The following is a 17,372-nucleotide window of genomic DNA, read 5'->3' on the forward strand; positions in this document are numbered from 1 at the left end:
CTGCACGATAGCCGGTATCAGTCGCGGCGGTCGAGCAAGTTGACCACCAGGCGGTCCAGCCAGCCCCACAGCCGTTGCTTCACCCGGCGCCATAGCGGCCGGGCATGCCAGTGGCCCAGGTCGACCACCTCGCTCAAGGCGAAGTCACGCTCGAAGCTGGCTTGCACGGCAGCTGTCAACGGCGGGTCGAGGGCCTCGATGTTGGCTTCGAGGTTGAAGCGCAGGTTCCAGTGGTCGAAGTTGCACGAACCGATACTCACCCAATCGTCGATCAGCACCATTTTCAAGTGCAGGAAACACGGCTGGTATTCGTAGATGCGCACCCCGGCGCGCAGCAGCCGGGGATAATAGCGGTGCCCTGCATAACGCACCGAAGGGTGGTCGGTACGCGGGCCGGTCAGCAGCAAGCGCACATCGACGCCCTTGCCGGCAGCCCGGCGTAGCGAGCGGCGCACGCTCCAGGTCGGCAGGAAGTAGGGCGTGGCCAGCCACACCCGGCGCTTGCCGCTGTTGATTGCGCGTACCAGCGAATGCAGGATGTCCTGGTGCTGGCGGGCGTCGGCATAGGCCACCCGCCCCATGCCCTGCCCCTGCGCCGGTAGCCTGGGCAGGCGCGGCAGGCCGAAGCCCTCGGCAGGGCGCCAGGCGGTGCGGCGATTGTTGGCGTGCCACTGGCGGTCGAACAGCAACTGCCAGTCGTTCACCACCGGGCCCTGCATCTGCACCATCACCTCGTGCCATTCACTGGTCGCCTCGCCCGGCGTCCAGAACTCATCGGTGACACCGGTGCCACCCACCACTGCCCAGCGCTGGTCCACCAGCAGCAGCTTGCGGTGATCGCGGTACAGGTTGCGCAGGCCGCGCTTCCAGCGCAGGCGGTTGTACCAGCGCAGGTACACGCCGGCATCCAGCAGGCGCTGGCGCAATGTACTGGTGAAGGCCAACGAGCCATAGTCGTCGAACAGGCAGCGTACCCGCACGCCGCGAAGCGCCGCCCGCTCAAGCGCTTCGACCACCGCATCGGCGCACTCGCCGGCCTCGACCAGGTACAGTTCCAGGTCGATCTGGAATTCGGCGCGCATGATCGCCAGGAGCATGCGCGGAAAGAACTCGGGCCCGTCGATCAGCAGTTCGAAGTGGTTGCCATCCCGCCAGGGGAAGACTGGCCCGGCCATGTCAGCGGGCAGTGAAGATCAGCACCGCACTCACCGGTACCGACGGGTTGATGGACTTGAGCCCAGCGAACTTGCGCAGGCGTTGCAGCCCGGGCAGCAGGCCGAAATCCTCGGCGCGCAGCACCAGCGGTTCGAGGGTCACCACCTGGAAGCGTCGCTCGTCCAGGCGGGTGGCCAACAGCAGGGCGTTATAACTGTGGGACTGGCCGTGCAAGGTCACGGTCAACGGCAGGCGCAGCTCGACCTGGGCACCATTGGCCAGGTCGTTTATCGGCCGCAGGTCCAGTTGAGCCTGCACCTTGGCTTCGGCGAAACGCTCGACCTCGAACAGGTCCTCACGCATGCGTTCGTCACGTTGGGGAATGCCGCTGCTTACCGAATCCATCTCGATGCTGAGCCCGGCCGCACCCTTGCGGTCGACGGTGCCATGCAGTACCAGAAAACGATGCACTTCGGCAGCGTCACCGTTCTTGCCGGTTATGAACGACAGGCGCGACGACTCGCCATCGAGGTGCCAGTTGGCGTGGGCAGGTAGGCACAAAGCCAGCAACAAGGCGGGTAGCAGACGGGGCAGCTTGAACATGACGGATCTCGTGAAACCAGGCCGCCAACCTTACCCGCCCGCCTTCACGGCAGCAAGCGGCAGCCCTCGCGCGGGCTTTGCCAGGCGGCCTGGTGGCGCTGCCCCAGGCCTTCGGCGGTCACCAGCCGCTGCTGGCTGTCTTCCTCCAGCAGGCTCAGCGCCAGCCACTGTTTCACATAGCCTTGGCAGTAGCCCGGCTCGAACCCCATGACGAAGCGGCACGAGCAATACTCCTTGGCCGAGTACGCCGCAAGGATGCCGGGGAAGTCTGCCAGGGCCTGGCGCTCGTGCCAGGCCCAGTACGACAGGCCCAGCAATACCAGCAGCACTACCCGCTTCATGCGCCCTCCCCGGCCAGCACCGCCAGCACCCGCCTGAGCAGTTCATCGTGCCGGTAGCTGCCGTCGCGGTCGTCGGCATAGCGCACGATCACCAGCTTTTGCCTGGGCAGCACGTATAGCGCCTGGCCCCAGTGACCAAGCGCGGCATAGGTGTCTGCGGGCGCATGCGGCCAGGGCCGTGCCGCCCCGGCCAACGGCTGGTTGAGCCACCAGTGGCCGCCGGGGTTGGCCTCGCCGGCTACGCTGTCGGCATGGGCAAACGGCGTGCGGTTGAACGCCACCCAGGCCTCTGGCAGCAGTTGCCGCCCTTGCCAGCGCCCGTCGCGCTGCAGCAACAGGCCAATGCGTGCCAGGTCGCGCGCCGTGAGGTACAGGTAGGAAGAGCCGACATAGGTGCCGGCCCGGTCACGTTCCCATACTGCGCTGGTGATGCCCAACGGGGTGAACAGCGCGTGCCAGGGGTACTCCGGGTACTGGTCGGCGCCGAGCATGCCGCGCAGCGCGGCGGCCAGCAGGTTGCTGTCGCCACTGGAATAGAGAAAGCGCCGGCCTGGTTCGGCTGCCATGCCCCGCGCCGCCGTGTACGCCGCCATGTCCCCGTGGCCGCGGGTATAGAGCATGGCCACCACCGAAGATTTCAGCGGGGCGTATTCGTAGTCTTCCTGCCACTCCAGGCCGCTGGCCCAGTGCAGCAGGTCGACCATGCGCACGCCAGGGTGGCTGCGCATGGGTGGATAAAACCGGCTGACCGGGTCTTGCAGCTGGAAGCGCCCCTGGCCCTGGGCCACGCCCAGTACCGTGGCCAGCACGCTTTTGCTGATCGACCAGGTCAGGTGGGCAGTGGTTGCGCGAGTGGGTGCCGTGTAGCGTTCATGAACGATACGGCCGTCGCGGATGATCAGCAGGGCGTCAGTGCGAATGCCGCCGCGTTCCGGGGTGGTGCGGGTGGGGAAGGCATAGGCGTCGACAGCCTGCCAGTCGAGGCTGGAGTCATCGATCGGCCAGTCGGGTTGGGGCCAGTCCTCGGCCCAGGCACACCCCGTAACCAGCGCCAGAATGACGAACAATGCCTTCATCGGGATTGCCTTTTGAGGGGGCCACTGTGCGGCCCCAGGATTCATGCAATCACACAAGCCTAACCGGCATTCATGACAATCCCGCAGCCGCCCACGCCTTGTTCAAGCGCTTCTCCCGCGCGGCCGCCGCCAGTGCCATCACGCCCTGATCGCGCCGCCAGCTCTCTGCCCAATGCGCCGGCCCGGCGGCCAACGCCGCATCGATTTGCCCCCGTAGCGCCTGGAACTGGGCAAACAACCCACCCAGCAACAAATGGCAACCGACAGTATCGGCACATTGCCGGCTGCCCTCGGCACACCCGGCCAGCAGCCCGAGCAGCTGCAGGCGCAGGGCCTGCGGCCAGGCACACGCCTGGCCCACGCCATACAGCCAGGCCGTCAGCGCCGTGAGCACATACAAGTCCTCCAGCGAACGGAACGGTTTTACATAGGCATCCCAGCCATCCCCCGCCAGCAGCTCGCACGCCGCGTGTTCCAGCAGCAGCCGCCCATGGCCCACCTCTGGCATCAACGGCAGGGTCGGCAACGCTTCCAGCGTTACCCCTGGTTCGCCGGGGTAGACCACCGCCAGCTTCAACTGCGCTGGCGCGCCCGTCGCCTCGCTGCGCGCCGCCACCAGCAGCCACTCCGCCTCCAGGCCGGCAGTGACGAAATCCTTGCTGCCGGTCAAGCGCAAGCTGTCCAGGCGCGTGCGCATGTCCGCCGGCCGCACGCTACGCCGCTCACTGGCGCACAGGGCACCAAGGCTGGCTGGCGCACTGGGCCACAGCACACGCAACGCGGCCTGGTAGCCGACCAGGAACGCCAGCCCCGGCGTGGCCATCGCCCGCCCGCCGAGTACTGCCAGTTCGAACGGGGCAACCGGGCCAAGGCGCTCGAGCAGCGCGGCGTAGGTTTCACCAAGGGTGCCCGCCGGCGCTTGGCGAAGCGGGTCGTTGAGTCGTTGCAACCAGGCCATGGGGCGGCTCCTTGCTGGGGGCTTTCAAGTAACGCCGTGGGATGTCACGCAAGCATCACCAAAGCTTCACAGGGGTGACACCGCGTCTACCTAGGCTGACTTTGCACAACAAAGCCGACCGGCCGCAACCTTTCATGGCTGGCTCATGGAGACTCGTAATGACTCGGATCGCTCACGCTGGCGACAACAGCACCGAACGCCGTCTGCAAGCCGAACGCCTGGTTGGCGCCGCGGCCCTGCAAGAGGCCCAGGCCCTGCGCTACAAGGTGTTCAGCGCCGAATTCCAGGCCCGCCTCAAAGGTGCCGAGTACGGCCTGGACATGGATGACTACGACGAGCACTGCCAGCACATTGGCGTACGTGACCTGAGTACCGGCGAACTGGTTGCCACCACGCGCCTGCTCGACCACCAGGCCGCCAGCAGCCTGGGCCGCTTCTACAGCGAAGAAGAATTCAGCCTGCATGGCCTGTTGCAATTGCAGGGGCCGATCCTGGAGCTGGGGCGCACCTGCGTGGCGCCCGATTACCGCAATGGTGGCACCATCGCCGTACTCTGGAGCGAACTGGCGGAAGTCCTCAATGAAGGCCGCTACAGCTACCTGATGGGCTGCGCCAGCATCCCCATGCAGGATGGCGGAATCCAGGCCCATGCGGTGATGCAGCGCCTGCGCGACCGCTACCTGTGCACCGAGCACCTGCGCGCCGAACCGAAAAACCCGCTGCCCAAGCTGGCTTTGCCGAACAACGTCATTGCCGAAATGCCGCCCCTGCTCAAGGCCTACATGCGCCTGGGCGCGAAGATTTGCGGCGAGCCGTGCTGGGACGAAGACTTCCAGGTGGCCGACGTGTTCATCCTGCTCAAGCGCGACGAGCTGTGCCCGCGCTATGCTCGCCACTTCAAGGCCGCGGTCTGATGCCGAAGCTGCGGGTAATGGCCCGCCTGACACGACTGCTGCTGGTACTGCTGCTGGGCATGCTGCTGGCCAGTGCGATCACCCTGGGCGAACGCCTGGGCTTCAAGCCATCGATAGCGCGCCGCCAGCGCTGGACTTGCCTGTTCATGAAACGCCTGGTCGCGGCGCTGCCGTTCGACGTGCGCGTGAGCGGTGAGCTACCGCAACGGCCAATGCTGTGGGTCAGCAACCACGTGTCCTGGACCGACATCCCCTTGCTCGGCATGCTGCTGCCGTTGTCGTTCCTGTCCAAGGCCGAAGTGCGCCACTGGCCGGTGGCCGGCTGGCTGGCGGAAAAGGCCGGCACGCTGTTCATCCGCCGGGGTGGCGGTGACAGCCAGCGCCTGCGCGAACAGATTGCCGGGCAACTGGGCCTGGCCCGCCCGCTGCTGATCTTCCCCGAAGGCACTACCACCAGTGGGCGTACCCTGCGCACCTTCCATGGCCGCCTGCTGGCGGGCGCCATCGACCGTGGGGTGGCAGTACAACCGGTGGCCATCCAGTACTTGCGCAACGGCCAGATCGACCCGCTTGCGCCCTTCATCGGCGAGGATGACCTGGTGTCGCACCTGCTGCGCCTGTTCGCCCAGCCGCGGGGTGAGGTGAGCATCCAGCTGTTGCAGCCGATCGGCAGCGTCGGCAAGGAACGCGCAGTGCTGGCGTTGCAGGCGCAGCAGGCGATCCAGCTGGCGTTGTTCGGCGCTGAAGAAGGTGAACGGGTGACTCGGCGGCAGGCGCGGGCTGCCTGAGTTTGTGCCTGGCCGGCCTCTTCGCCTGCTTGCCCGCGAAGAGGCCAGCCCAGGCCTAGCTGTCTGACATCCGCCCCACGGCCGCGAATGCCTGCAACTGTGGATAGAACTCGCGAAAATCCGCCATCAGCGGCTCATACAGCCGCTCCAGCTCATCCATCACCCCGACCATCCCCTGTGGCCGCGACAGCCTTCGGGCAATGCCGTTGAACACCTGTTCCAGCGTGGCGAAATCACCGTATGCGCCCAGCCAGTCATCGGCCGCCATGAACGGCGCGATGCGCGCCAGGCGCCCGGGAAGCTCCGGCTCCGCCAGCAGCACCCGATAGAATTCGCCAGTGAACTGCTCCAGCGGCTGCTCGGCATAATCCCGCCAATGCCGGGCCAGGCAATGATCGAAGAACACATCCACAACGATACCGGCAAAGCGCCGCCGCTCGCGTGGAAAGCGGGCCAGTGCGGCCAGTACCAGCGGATGCTGGTCGGTATAGCTGTCGATACGCCGATGCAGCCGGATGGCCGCCTCCAGCGTTGGCGGAAAGCGCCCTTGCAGCGAGCCTTTGACGAAATCGCCATACAGGCTGCCAAGCAGTTGTTGCGGCGCCGGGCCGCCCAGGTGCAGGTGTGCGAGGTAGTTCATGGGCGCAGTCTAGCACCGTCCGAATCCATATCGTTATAACGCGATATAGCGATTCGAACTCAGCTCAGAATCTCTTGGTATTTGTATATCGGCATTTCACGATCTACATTTCGCCCTATCGCGATATACCGCTACCACGAGCCTCCACCCATGCCTCTCGATCTCGACGAAATCATAAAGGCGCTGGCCCACCCGGTCAGGCGAGAAATCCTCGGTTGGCTGAAAGACCCGGCAACGCAGTTCCCGGACCAGTACCACAGCACCGAGAACGGGGTCTGCGCCGGGCAGATCGACCAACGCTGCGGCTTGTCGCAATCGACCGTCTCCGCCCACCTGGCCACGCTGCAACGCGCCGGGTTGGTCAGTAGCCAGAAGATCGGCCAGTGGCACTTCTTCAAACGCAACGAAACCACCATCCAGGCGTTTCTCGAACAATTGCGCCAAGCACTCTGAACAGGCAGGTAACCGTCATGACCACGCTTTTCGATCCGATCACCCTGGGCGACCTGCAGTTGCCCAACCGCATCATCATGGCCCCGCTCACCCGCTGCCGTGCCGACGAAGGCCGCGTGCCCAATGCACTGATGGCCGAATACTACGTACAGCGCGCCAGTGCCGGGCTGATCCTCAGCGAGGCGACCTCGGTCAGCCCCATGGGCGTCGGCTACCCGGATACCCCGGGCATCTGGAACGACGAGCAGGTACGTGGCTGGAACAATGTGACCAAGGCCGTGCATGCTGCGGGCGGGCGCATCTTCCTGCAACTGTGGCACGTTGGCCGCATTTCCCACCCCAGCTACCTGAATGGCGAACTGCCGGTTGCCCCCAGCGCAATCCAGCCCAAGGGCCATGTGAGCCTGGTACGCCCGCTGAGTGACTACCCCACCCCGCGCGCGCTGGAAACCGAAGAAATCGCCGATATCGTCGAGGCCTACCGCAGCGGCGCCGAGAATGCCAAGGCCGCCGGCTTCGATGGCGTGGAGATCCATGGCGCCAACGGTTACCTGCTCGACCAGTTCCTGCAAAGCAGCACCAACCAGCGCACCGACCGTTACGGCGGCTCGCTGGAAAACCGTGCGCGCCTGCTGCTGGAGGTAACCGATGCGGCCATCGAGGTGTGGGGGGCGAGCCGTGTTGGCGTGCACCTGGCGCCACGTGCCGATGCCCATGACATGGGCGATGCCGACCGCGCCGAAACCTTTACCTACGTGGCCCGGGAGCTGGGCAAGCGGGGCATTGCCTTCATCTGCTCACGGGAACGGGAAGCCGATGACAGCATCGGCCCGTTGATCAAGCAAGCGTTCGGCGGCCCGTACATCGTCAACGAGCGGTTCGACAAGGCCAGTGCCAATGCGGCCCTGGCCAGTGGCAAGGCGGATGCGGTGGCGTTTGGCGTACCGTTCATCGCCAACCCCGACCTGCCGGCGCGGCTGGCGGCAGATGCACCGCTGAACGAGGCGCGGCCGGAGACCTTCTATGGCAAGGGGCCGGTGGGGTATATCGACTATCCGCGGTTGTAACCGGGAGCGCCAAGGCCGCCCCTACAAGGGAACGCAATTTCCTGTAGGAGCGGCCTTGTGTCGCGATAGGAGGGCAAAGCCCTCCCCTACAATGTCACGGCCGGGCGTTGATCTGCTGCTGCAGGTTCTGCACCTGGCTCTGCAAGGTATTCAGGTTGCGGGTCGTCTGCGCCCGGAAGGCATCGAATTCCTGCACCGACGCCCCAGCGGAGGCCGCCGCAGCCGGGCGATTGTCGATCTGGCTCTTGAGCACCAGGATGTCCTGCTCCAGGTCCTGGATAGCCGCGCTCGGGTTACCTTGCTTCTTCAGCGCCGCCACCTCGCTGCTCAGGCTCTTGAGCTGGCCATCAAGCTTGCCGCCGTCGGCCTGCGCGGCCTTCAGTGCCGCAACCTGCTCGTTCAGGCCCTTGAGCTGGGCATCCAGCTTGCCACCATCGACCTGGCCCGAACGCAATGCGGCCAGCTCGCCGTTCACCTGCTTCAATTGCGCCTGCAGCTGGCCTTGCAACTCGGTCACGGCCTTTTGCTGTTCACGGGTATCCGCCAGTACCTGCTCCAGGCGCTTGCCCAGGTCACCGGTCTGCCCGGCCATCCCCTGCTGCAACTGGCGCAGCTGCAGCTTCAGCGCCTCGCTGTTGGTCATGGCACCTGACTCGCTGGCCGCCACCTTGCCGCTGATGGCCTGCAGGCGCCCGGCCGCTTCTTCGCTGATGCGGGCAAAGCTCTCCTGGGTCGCCACCAGCTGCTGCTCCATCAGGGAAATCTGCTGGAAGCTCCACCAGCCGAGGCCCGCCAAGGCGATGAACGAGGCTCCGAGCAATGCCCACAGCGGCGCCGTACTGGCCCCGCGGGCAGCTTTCTGACGGCTGCGCACCACGTGCGCCGGCATCAGTTCGTCGTCGTCATGGGTGCCGGCGCGCAGGCTAGGCACGTCATCGTAGTCATCGTGAGCATGGTTACGCATGGATACATTCAACCGCGGTAGTCGCAAGAGGCACGAGTATAAACCGCCAGCGCGGCGCGTTGATCATCGTCATTCTGCCCAGCGGTTTCATTGCCCTGGCGGCTGGTGCTGCCACCAGGCACAGAATTCGTCCAGCGCCGTCCACAGGCTGACCTTGGGCTGGTAGTCCAGGTACTGCCGGGCGCGGCTGATATCCAGGGTGAAATCGCGGCTCATCACCTGCATCCCCAGGCGCGACAGGGTCGGTTGCGGGCGCCCCGGCCACAGCAGGCAGGCCGCCTCGTTCAGCGCGGCCAGGCTGTAGGCCAGGCCGTAGGACCGGTAGCGAGTGACCTGTGGCAGTTGCATCTTGCGCATCACATAGTTGACCACGTCCCACAGCGGCAATGGCTGGCCATTGCTGATGTTGTAGGCCTGGCCCAGCGCCCGGTGGTCAGCGAACAGGGCGCTGAGCAGCGCCTCGTTGAGGTTGTGCACGCTGGTGAAATCCACTTTGTTCAGGCCGTTGCCGATGATCGCCATGCGGCCCTTGCGCTGCATCTGCAGCAACCGCGGGAAGATACTGGCGTCGCCAGCCCCGGTGACGAAACGAGGACGCAATGCCAACACCTCGAGGCCGAACTCCTGGGCGCCGAACACCTTCTGCTCGGCCAGGTACTTGGTCTGCCCGTAATGGTCGTGGAAGCGACGGGGCACCTGGTCTTCACGGATATCCAGGCACGAGCGGCCAGTGAAATAGATAGATGGCGACGACAAGTGCACCAGGCGCCGTACATGTTCCTTCAAGCAGCCCTCGACGACGTTCTCGGTGACCACCACGTTGCCTTGATAGAAATCCTGGTAGCGCCCCCAGCTACCCACCGCGCCGGCACAGTGCACCACGGCCTCGACGCCCTGGCACAGGCGGCGGGCCAGCTCGGCATCGCCGAGGTCGCCGGGAATGAACTGGGCGCCGCGCTTGACCAGGTGCTCGACCCCCTCTGCGCGGCGGCCGCTGACCCGCACGTCCAGGCCCTGCTCAAGGGCAAAGCGCGCAAAGCGCCCGCCAATGAAGCCGCTCGCGCCGGTGACCAGAATTCGCATGTAACACTCCGTCTTGCCAGATTTCAGATGCAACTGACGCCAGCCGTGGCTACAAGGGCACCAGCCAGTGCCTTGCGCAGTGCCGCAGGTGTTCGGTCAGTTGCGTCAGCAGTTGCCCGCCGTTGCGCCAATGATGCCAGTACAACGGCACATCGATGGGCGTATCGCGGCAAATTTCCACCAACCGGCCGCTGGCCAGCTGCTCACGGGCTTGCAGTTCGGGTACCAGGCCCCAACCCAGTCCGGCTTCGGTCATGCGCAGGAAGCCTTCCGAGGACGGGCACAGGTGGTGCAGGAAACCGTCCTCGATACCCAGCGAGGCCAGGTAGCGATGCTGCAGGAAATCGTCCGGGCCGTAGACGATCGCCGGGGTACGGGGCAGGCGGCTGGCAGCAAAACCCTGCGGGAAATGCTGCGCCATGAACCCGGGGCTGGCCAGCGCCCGGTAACGCATGGCCCCCAGCGGCAGGCTACGTGCGCCGGCCACCGGCCGCTCGCTACTGCACAGGCAGGCCGCCACCTCACCAGCGCGCATGCGTTTGAGGCCGACTTCCTGGTCCTCCACGACGAGGTCGGTCAGCAGCTTGTGCTGCGCACAAAAGTTGCCCACCGCTGCGGCCCACCAGGTGGCCAGGCTGTCGGCGTTGAGGGCGATGCGCAGGCGCTCCGGCATGCCCTCCTCGTCCAGCGCCGGCACCTGGCGTTGCAGGTCGCGCTCGAGCAGGCGTACCTGTTGCACATGGTTGAGCAACTGACGGCCGACCTCGGTCGGGCTCGGCGGCGTGGCCCGCACCAGCACCGGTTGCCCGACCCGAGCCTCGAGCAGCTTGATGCGCTGCGATATGGCCGACTGCGACAGGCCCAGCACCTGCGCTGCGCGCTCGAAACCACCCTGTTCGATCACCGCCGCGAGGGCGGCCAGCAGTTTGTAGTCGAACATCGATTTTCCTAATGACGGATCAGCGCTATTTGTTTTTCTTATACAACCCGTTTCCCCACAATAGCCAGCATCTTTTCTCGACATTCATGGAGAGCGGGCCATGTGGCAAAGCTATCTCAACGGCATGCTGGTGGCCTTCGGCCTGATCATGGCCATCGGCGCCCAGAACGCCTTCGTCCTCGCCCAGAGCCTGCGCCGCGAGCATCACCTGCCGGTGGCGGCGCTGTGCATCCTGTGTGATGCCATCCTGGTGGCGGCCGGGGTGTTCGGCCTGGCCACCGTGCTGGCGCACAACCCGACCTTGCTGGCGGTTGCCCGCTGGGGTGGCGCGGTATTCCTGATCTGGTACGGCGCCAAGGCGTTGCGCAGCGCCTGTTCCAGGCAGAGCCTGCAGCACCAGCAAGGCCAGGGCGCGCGGTCACGCCGCGCGGTGCTGCTCAGCGCCCTGGCAGTGACCCTGCTGAACCCGCACGTGTACCTCGACACGGTGTTGCTGATCGGCTCGCTGGGGGCCCAGCAGACCGCGCCCGGGGCCTACGTGGCCGGGGCTGCCAGCGCCTCGCTGGTGTGGTTCTCGACCCTGGCGATCGGCGCGGCCTGGCTGGCGCCGTGGCTGGCACGGCCAGCGACCTGGCGCATGCTCGACCTGATGGTCGCGGTCATGATGTTCGCGGTGGCGGCGCAACTGGTCTTCAACTGACCACAGGGTTTCATCACCTCTCTTAGACGGGCCGCGCTGCGGCCCTGGGGCCACGCAAGGCCGCTCCTACAGGGGCATTGGCACATTCGCCTGCCTGGAAACGACCACCACTGATCGCCACCCGCCAACCGCTCTGGAACCTCTATTCCCTATCTTTGTTGCGTGGTTATGCGCCGGGCCCGGTGCTATGATCCAGCCCTTGCGTCGCAAAGAGTACAATCTCGCTGACGCTGATCGGGCCGCCCGTGATCGGCCTTGCGCAAACCGCAAACAGACCTGAATCAGGAGATCCACCATGGCTTTTGAATTGCCGCCGCTGCCGTACGCCCACGATGCCCTGCAGCCGCACATCTCCAAGGAAACCCTGGAGTATCACCACGACAAGCACCACAACACCTATGTCGTGAACCTGAACAACCTGGTCCCAGGCACCGAATTCGAAGGCAAGACCCTGGAAGAGATCGTCAAGAGCTCTTCGGGCGGCATCTTCAACAACGCCGCTCAAGTCTGGAACCACACCTTCTACTGGAACTGCCTGTCGCCAAACGGCGGTGGCCAGCCGACCGGTGCCCTGGCTGACGCCATCAACGCCGCTTTCGGTTCCTTCGACAAGTTCAAGGAAGAGTTCACCAAGACTTCGGTTGGCACCTTCGGTTCCGGCTGGGGCTGGCTGGTGAAGAAGGCTGACGGTTCCCTGGCCCTGGCCAGCACCATCGGCGCCGGCTGCCCGCTGACCAGCGGCGACACCCCGCTGCTGACCTGCGACGTCTGGGAACACGCCTACTACATCGACTACCGCAACCTGCGTCCGAAGTACGTCGAGGCGTTCTGGAACCTGGTCAACTGGGCCTTCGTTGCCGAACAGTTCGAAGGCAAGACCTTCAAGGCCTGAACCATCCAGCCTTGAGCAGGGCGCCCGGCCCCATGGCGTGATGCTGTGACTTCAGCCTGGCCTCTTGCGCAAAAACCGATGCCAGTTCCCTGGCATCGGTTTTTTTTCAGGGCGTTTGCGCGGGGTCAGCGCGCAGGCCTTCATGACACGTACTGATCAAGCCAGCCAAGGCTATCCACGGTAGTACCCGCAGGCCGGTACTCACACCCGACCCATCCAGCATAACCGTGCTGTTGCAGCATCGCGAACAACCCGGCAATGTCCATCTGCCCCGTTCCCGGCTGATGCCGCCCTGGGCAGTCGGCCACCTGTACATGCACCGTCCGTGCAAAGAACTGTGACAGCACATCGGCCGCGTTGCCGGTCAGCAACTGTGCATGGTAAAGATCCAGAATCAGCCCGACACTGGCATGCGCCTCCAGCACCTGCTGCGCCTTGCTGAAATCGGACATGTAGTACCCCGGCATTTCCTGCCTGCAGATCACTTCGATCAATGGCCGCAGCCCCTGGTCCTGGAAGTATTTCACGGCATAGTCCAGGTTGCTCGCGTACACCTTGCCGGCCCCTTCGTCGTGGCTTATCCCGGACATCAGGTGCACATCCGCACAGGCCAGGGTGCGGGCATAGCTGACAGCCTGGCGCAGCCCGTCACGGAACTCGGCTTCCTTGCCTGCCACTGCAGCGAGGCCCTTGGAAACCCCGGCCGGTGCGGCAAACTGGACCAGTGACAACGCATGCTGCGCCAGCTGGTCAGCCAGCAGACTCGCATCGAATTCGTAGGGCGACGGGAATTCCACCGCGCGAAATCCGGCGGCAGCGGCGGCTTCGATACGCTGCAGAAAAGGCAGTTCGTTGAACTGGAAGCCAAGGTGAGCATTGAATTTGAGCATGTGTACACATCCATCCTGGAAAAAACGTTCGTCGATTCAAAAGCTGAGTCACGCCACCTGCAAAACGCTTGCTCAGCCCGCATACCACGCTAACATCAAACCTTTGGAAGATTGATACAGCGCATTCAAGTTGCGGGGTCAGGCAACCGATACACTGCTCATGATCGGCCGGTAGTGTATCGTCATCGTTGATGGCAAAATGATGCCATGCGCATGGATTAAGGAAACCCCATTGAAGCTGGAATTGCGGAACAGCTTGTCGGTCAAGTTGCTCAGGGTCGTGTTGCTGTCGGCGCTGGCGGTCGGCGTCGTGCTCAGCTGTGCGCAAATCATCTATGACACCTACAAGACCCGCCAGGCCGTAAACAACGATGCCCAGCGCATCCTCGACATGTTCCGCGACCCTTCGACCCAGGCGGTGTACAGCCTCGACCGGGAAATGGGCATGCAGGTAATGGAAGGCCTGTTCCAGGATGAGTCGGTGCGCATGGCCTCCATCGGCCACCCCAACGAAACCATGCTGGCCGAGAAGTCCCGTCCGCTGCAGGACATGGCCATGCGCTGGCTGACCGACCTGATCCTCGGCCAGGAACGCACCTATACCACGCAACTGGTCGGGCGCGGCCCCTTCAGCGAATACTACGGCGACCTCAGCATCACCCTCGACACCTCGTCCTACGGCAAGGATTTCCTGATCAACGCGGTGATCATCTTCATTTCCGGCGTGCTGCGGGCCCTGGCCATGGGCCTGGTGCTGTATCTGGTCTACCACTGGCTGTTGACCAAGCCATTGTCGAAGATCATCGAGCACCTCACCCAGATCAACCCCGACCGCCCCAGCCAGCACCAGTTGCCGCTGCTCAAGGGCCATGAAAAGAACGAACTGGGCCTGTGGGTGAATACCGCCAACCAGTTGCTGGCCTCGATCGAGCGCAACACCCACTTGCGCCACGAGGCGGAAAACAGCCTGCAACGCATGGCCCAGTACGATTTCCTCACTGGCTTGCCCAACCGCCAGCAGCTGCAGCAGCAATTGGACAAGATCCTCATCGACGGCGGCCGTCTGCAACACCGCGTGGCCGTGCTGTGCGTAGGCCTGGACGACTTCAAGGGTATCAACGAGCAGTTCAGCTACCAGGTCGGCGACCAGCTGCTGCTGGCCCTGGCCGACCGCCTGCGCGCCCACAGTGGCCGCCTGGGCGCCCTGGCACGGCTGGGCGGCGACCAGTTCGCCCTGGTCCAGGCCAATATCGAGCAACCCTACGAGGCGGCCGAACTGGCGCAAAGCATCCTCGACGACCTGGAAGTGCCGTTCGACCTCGACCACCACCAGCAGATCCGTCTGCGCGCCACCATCGGCATCACCCTGTTCCCCGAAGATGGCGACAGTACCGAAAAGCTGCTGCAGAAAGCCGAACAGACCATGACCCTGGCCAAGGCCCGTTCGCGTAACCGCTACCAGTTCTACATCGCCAGCGTCGACAGCGAGATGCGCCGTCGCCGCGAGCTGGAAAAGGACCTGCGCGAAGCCCTGCCACGCAACCAGCTGTACCTGGTGTACCAACCACAGATCAGCTACCGCGACCACCGCGTGGTCGGTGTCGAGGCGCTGCTGCGCTGGCAGCACCCGGAGCTGGGCATGGTGCCACCCGACCAGTTCATCCCCCTGGCCGAACAGAACGGCAGCATCATCGGCATCGGCGAGTGGGTGCTCGACCAGGCCTGCCGGCAATTGCGCGAATGGCATGACATGGGCTTCAGCGACCTGCGCATGGCGGTCAACCTGTCCACCGTGCAACTGCACCACAACGAACTGCCGCGGGTGGTCAACAACCTGCTGCAGGCCTACCGCCTGCCCCCGCGCAGCCTGGAGCTGGAAGTGACCGAAACCGGCCTGATGGAAGACATCAGCACCGCCGCCCAGCACCTGCTGAGCCTGCGCCGCTCCGGGGCGCTGATCGCCATCGACGACTTCGGCACCGGCTACTCGTCGCTCAGTTACCTGAAATCGCTGCCGCTGGACAAGATCAAGATCGACAAGAGTTTCGTCCAGGACCTGCTGGACGACGATGACGACGCCACCATCGTTCGCGCCATCATCCAGCTGGGCAAGAGCCTGGGCATGCAGGTAATTGCCGAAGGCGTGGAAACCGCCGAGCAGGAAAGCTATATCGTTGCCCAGGGCTGTCACGAAGGCCAGGGCTACCACTACAGCAAACCGCTGTCGGCCCGCGAGCTGACCAACTTCCTCAAACAGGCGCAGCGCAACCAGGTCTCGATGTCCTGAAGTCCCCCCGGGCGACTGCAGGCGGTGAGCGACATTCGCGCAATTTACATTCCCGCCCCTTTACAGCAAATGCAAATCTTTCGCATGATGTTGTAGTTTCGCGTGCCACGGCGCACGGTCTCCCCCTTGGTCCAACCACACGACGCAGGAAACCAACAATGATTCGAATGCCTCTGGCCTCCGCCAGTCTGCTGGCCATCGCCATCGCTCTCGCCGGTTGCGGTGAAGGCAAGGACGACAAGGCCGCCGCGCCGCAAGCCCAGGCACCGGCTGCCGCCAGCACCACCGCTGCAGCGCCCGGGGCCGTCGACGAAGCCGCCGGCAAAGCCGTAGTCAAGCATTACGCCGAGTTGGTGTATGCCGTGTACAGCGACTCCCTGAGCACCGCCAAGACCCTGCAGAGCGCTGTCGACGCGTTCCTGGCCAAGCCCAACGACGAAACCCTGAAGGCCGCCCGCGAAGCCTGGGTCGCCTCGCGCGTACCGTACCTGCAGAGCGAAGCCTTCCGCTTCGGCAACACCATCATCGACGACTGGGAAGGCCAGGTGAACGCCTGGCCGCTGGACGAAGGCCTGATCGACTACGTCGACAAGAGCTACGAGCACGCCCTGGGCAACCCGGCGGCCAGCGCCAACATCATCGCCAACACCGAGATCCAGGTCGGCGAAGAGAAGATCGACGTCAAGCAGATCACCCCCGAGAAGCTGGCCAGCCTGAACGAGCTGGGCGGTTCCGAAGCCAACGTCGCTACCGGCTACCACGCCATCGAGTTCCTGCTCTGGGGCCAGGACCTGAACGGCACCGGTCCGGGTGCGGGCAACCGTCCGGCCTCGGACTACCTGGAAGGCAAGGGCGCCACCGGCGGCCACAACGACCGTCGCCGGGCCTACCTGAAAGCGGTTACCGACCTGCTGGTCAAGGACCTCGAGGAAATGGTCGGCAACTGGGCGCCGAACGTCGCCGACAACTACCGCGCCAAGCTGGAAGCCGAGCCGGTCAACGACGGCCTGCGCAAGATGCTGTTCGGCATGGGTAGCCTGTCGCTGGGCGAGCTGGCCGGCGAGCGCATGAAGGTTTCGCTGGAAGCCAACTCGCCGGAAGACGAGCACGACTGCTTCAGCGACAACACCCATTACTCGCACTTCTACGACGCCAAGGGCATCCGTAACGTGTACCTGGGCGAGTACACCCGCCCGGACGGCAGCAAGGTGACCGGCCCAAGCCTGTCGTCGCTGGTGGCCAAGGTCGACCCGGCCACCGACGCCACCCTCAAGGCCGACCTGGAAGCCACCGAAGCCAAGATCCAGGTCATCGTCGATCACGCCCTCAAGGGCGAACACTACGACCAACTGATCGCCGCCGACAACGCTGCCGGCAACCAGATCGTGCGTGACGCCATCGCCGCGCTGGTCAAGCAGACTGGCGCGATCGAACAGGCCGCCGGCAAGCTGGGCATTGCCAACCTGAACCCGGATACCGCAGACCACGAGTTCTGATCCGCTAACGGCGCATCACCCAGACGCCCGGCCTTGTGCCGGGCGTTTTCGTTTGCCCGGCAGGGGCAACGCTTCCCGCTGGCAGCTGGTCGGCCGGGTGCTCATGCTGGTGACCTTTCTTTGAA

Annotated in this window: 18 protein-coding genes; 8 read left to right on the forward strand and 10 right to left on the reverse strand. The window is 64.6% G+C overall.

All coding sequences use genetic code 11. From position 1 onward, the window contains the following. Positions 1-17 precede the first annotated feature (17 nt). The 5 genes from ACJA3S_RS20885 to ACJA3S_RS20905 form a co-directional block, all read right to left on the reverse strand. Positions 18-1,175, reverse strand: coding sequence for a phospholipase D-like domain-containing protein (locus ACJA3S_RS20885; RefSeq protein WP_406819852.1), 1,158 nt, complete (start codon positions 1,173-1,175; stop codon positions 18-20). Between the two features lies 1 nt (position 1,176). After that, positions 1,177-1,758, reverse strand: a complete 582-nt coding sequence (locus ACJA3S_RS20890; protein WP_406819853.1) for a YceI family protein — start codon at positions 1,756-1,758, stop codon at positions 1,177-1,179. Between the two features lie 44 nt (positions 1,759-1,802). After that, complete coding sequence (locus ACJA3S_RS20895; RefSeq protein WP_406819854.1) at positions 1,803-2,099, reverse strand: amidase; 297 nt, start codon at positions 2,097-2,099, stop codon at positions 1,803-1,805. Next, positions 2,096-3,175, reverse strand: a complete 1,080-nt coding sequence (locus ACJA3S_RS20900) for a serine hydrolase domain-containing protein (RefSeq protein ID WP_406819855.1) — start codon at positions 3,173-3,175, stop codon at positions 2,096-2,098. Before ACJA3S_RS20900 ends, ACJA3S_RS20895 begins: the two co-directional genes overlap by 4 nt. Before the next feature lie 70 nt (positions 3,176-3,245). Then, on the reverse strand, positions 3,246-4,133 hold the full coding sequence (locus tag ACJA3S_RS20905) for an acyl-CoA dehydrogenase (protein WP_406819856.1): 888 nt from the start codon (positions 4,131-4,133) through the stop codon (positions 3,246-3,248). Between the two features lie 158 nt (positions 4,134-4,291). On the opposite strand from ACJA3S_RS20905, the gene olsB reads away from it, so the two are divergent. Both olsB and ACJA3S_RS20915 read left to right on the forward strand, forming a co-directional pair. Next, positions 4,292-5,047: an L-ornithine N(alpha)-acyltransferase gene (gene olsB, locus ACJA3S_RS20910; protein ID WP_406819857.1), complete on the forward strand. Its 756-nt coding sequence runs from the start codon at positions 4,292-4,294 to the stop codon at positions 5,045-5,047. Then, complete coding sequence (locus ACJA3S_RS20915) at positions 5,047-5,835, forward strand: lysophospholipid acyltransferase family protein (RefSeq protein ID WP_406819858.1); 789 nt, start codon at positions 5,047-5,049, stop codon at positions 5,833-5,835. The genes olsB and ACJA3S_RS20915 overlap by 1 nt, the downstream gene beginning before the upstream one ends. 55 nt (positions 5,836-5,890) lie before the next feature. Here the strand turns inward: ACJA3S_RS20915 and ACJA3S_RS20920 are convergent, their stop codons facing one another. Continuing rightward, positions 5,891-6,475 (reverse strand): ACP phosphodiesterase, encoded by a 585-nt coding sequence (locus ACJA3S_RS20920; RefSeq protein WP_406819859.1) that lies wholly within the window; start codon positions 6,473-6,475, stop codon positions 5,891-5,893. Between the two features lie 150 nt (positions 6,476-6,625). Between ACJA3S_RS20920 and ACJA3S_RS20925 the strand changes: the two genes are divergently transcribed. Continuing rightward, positions 6,626-6,928 (forward strand): helix-turn-helix transcriptional regulator, encoded by a 303-nt coding sequence (locus tag ACJA3S_RS20925; RefSeq protein ID WP_170032314.1) that lies wholly within the window; start codon positions 6,626-6,628, stop codon positions 6,926-6,928. A 17-nt stretch (positions 6,929-6,945) separates the two neighbouring features. Further along, the gene (locus ACJA3S_RS20930) at positions 6,946-7,995 is read left to right on the forward strand and encodes an alkene reductase (RefSeq protein ID WP_186685286.1); all 1,050 of its coding nucleotides are present in this window, start codon (positions 6,946-6,948) and stop codon (positions 7,993-7,995) included. A gap of 94 nt (positions 7,996-8,089) precedes the next feature. Here the strand turns inward: ACJA3S_RS20930 and ACJA3S_RS20935 are convergent, their stop codons facing one another. The 3 genes from ACJA3S_RS20935 to ACJA3S_RS20945 form a co-directional block, all read right to left on the reverse strand. Continuing rightward, the gene (locus ACJA3S_RS20935) at positions 8,090-8,959 is read right to left on the reverse strand and encodes an ATPase (protein WP_170032320.1); all 870 of its coding nucleotides are present in this window, start codon (positions 8,957-8,959) and stop codon (positions 8,090-8,092) included. An 87-nt stretch (positions 8,960-9,046) separates the two neighbouring features. Beyond that, on the reverse strand, positions 9,047-10,042 hold the full coding sequence (locus ACJA3S_RS20940; RefSeq protein ID WP_406819860.1) for an NAD-dependent epimerase/dehydratase family protein: 996 nt from the start codon (positions 10,040-10,042) through the stop codon (positions 9,047-9,049). A 49-nt stretch (positions 10,043-10,091) separates the two neighbouring features. Next, the gene (locus tag ACJA3S_RS20945; RefSeq protein ID WP_170032326.1) at positions 10,092-10,982 is read right to left on the reverse strand and encodes a LysR family transcriptional regulator ArgP; all 891 of its coding nucleotides are present in this window, start codon (positions 10,980-10,982) and stop codon (positions 10,092-10,094) included. A gap of 100 nt (positions 10,983-11,082) precedes the next feature. Here ACJA3S_RS20945 and ACJA3S_RS20950 point away from each other — a divergent pair, with 100 nt between their 5' ends. Together ACJA3S_RS20950 and ACJA3S_RS20955 are read left to right on the forward strand one after the other, a co-directional pair. Next, positions 11,083-11,682: a LysE/ArgO family amino acid transporter gene (locus ACJA3S_RS20950; protein ID WP_170032329.1), complete on the forward strand. Its 600-nt coding sequence runs from the start codon at positions 11,083-11,085 to the stop codon at positions 11,680-11,682. A gap of 295 nt (positions 11,683-11,977) precedes the next feature. Next, entirely contained in the window at positions 11,978-12,574 is a 597-nt protein-coding gene (locus ACJA3S_RS20955; RefSeq protein ID WP_003255187.1) for a superoxide dismutase, read from the forward strand. A gap of 140 nt (positions 12,575-12,714) precedes the next feature. Here the strand turns inward: ACJA3S_RS20955 and ACJA3S_RS20960 are convergent, their stop codons facing one another. Then, positions 12,715-13,464, reverse strand: coding sequence for a hydroxypyruvate isomerase family protein (locus tag ACJA3S_RS20960; RefSeq protein WP_406819861.1), 750 nt, complete (start codon positions 13,462-13,464; stop codon positions 12,715-12,717). Positions 13,465-13,696: 232 nt separating this feature from the next. Here ACJA3S_RS20960 and ACJA3S_RS20965 point away from each other — a divergent pair, with 232 nt between their 5' ends. Beyond that, positions 13,697-15,751 (forward strand): putative bifunctional diguanylate cyclase/phosphodiesterase, encoded by a 2,055-nt coding sequence (locus ACJA3S_RS20965; protein ID WP_406819862.1) that lies wholly within the window; start codon positions 13,697-13,699, stop codon positions 15,749-15,751. Between the two features lie 158 nt (positions 15,752-15,909). Further along, positions 15,910-17,247, forward strand: a complete 1,338-nt coding sequence (locus ACJA3S_RS20970; RefSeq protein ID WP_406819863.1) for an imelysin family protein — start codon at positions 15,910-15,912, stop codon at positions 17,245-17,247. The last annotated feature ends 125 nt before the right edge of the window (positions 17,248-17,372 follow it).

This window comes from Pseudomonas sp. KnCO4 (assembly GCF_045344305.1).
Taxonomy (GTDB): domain Bacteria; phylum Pseudomonadota; class Gammaproteobacteria; order Pseudomonadales; family Pseudomonadaceae; genus Aquipseudomonas; species Aquipseudomonas anuradhapurensis.